The following is a 648-nucleotide window of genomic DNA, read 5'->3' on the forward strand; positions in this document are numbered from 1 at the left end:
AGGAAAATCGCTTTTGCATTTGCAATGTCATTTTGGTCAGGATACATTAAGTTGGAGTAGGATGGGAGCAAAATGTTTAGGAATTGATTTGAGTGACCAAGGTATTAAGCTTGCGAAGCATTTAAATGACGATTTAGGTTTAGATGCCGATTTTTTGTGTTGTAATGTGTTAGATACCTCAAAATATGTAAAAGACTCCTTCGATATTGTTTATACCAGCTACGGAGTAATTGGTTGGTTGCCGGATTTAAAACCTTGGGGGCAAATGATAGCTGAAAAATTAAAGAAAGGGGGCACTTTTTATATAGCAGAATTTCATCCCATAATTTGGATGTTCGATTATCTTGAAGATGAGCCTCAAATTAGATATGGATATATGCAGGATGAAGTTATATATGAAGAATATGAAGGTACGTATGCGGAAGAAGGGTCAAAAATGATAAGTAAGGAATACGGATGGAATCATGGACTAGGAGAAATAGTTTCAGCTTTAACCGAGGCAGGTTTACATATTGAATATCTTAAAGAATTTGATGAAAGCCCTTATGATGTGTTACCAGATTTAATTAAAACCGAATCTGGTATGTATGTTACAAAGGAAAAATTATACCCACTGATTTTCACATTAAAGGCAACCAAGTCTTAAAA

General features: G+C 34.6%; 1 protein-coding gene. It reads left to right on the forward strand.

Annotated features, from left to right (window positions below; translation table 11 throughout):
- The coding region (locus FEF17_RS14235) for a class I SAM-dependent methyltransferase (RefSeq protein WP_139003093.1) at positions 1-646 on the forward strand (646 nt) is incomplete at its 5' end.
- Positions 647-648 lie beyond the last annotated feature (2 nt).

Source organism: Hyunsoonleella aestuarii, from assembly GCF_006148925.1.
GTDB classification, from domain to species: Bacteria; Bacteroidota; Bacteroidia; order Flavobacteriales; family Flavobacteriaceae; genus Algibacter_D; species Algibacter_D aestuarii.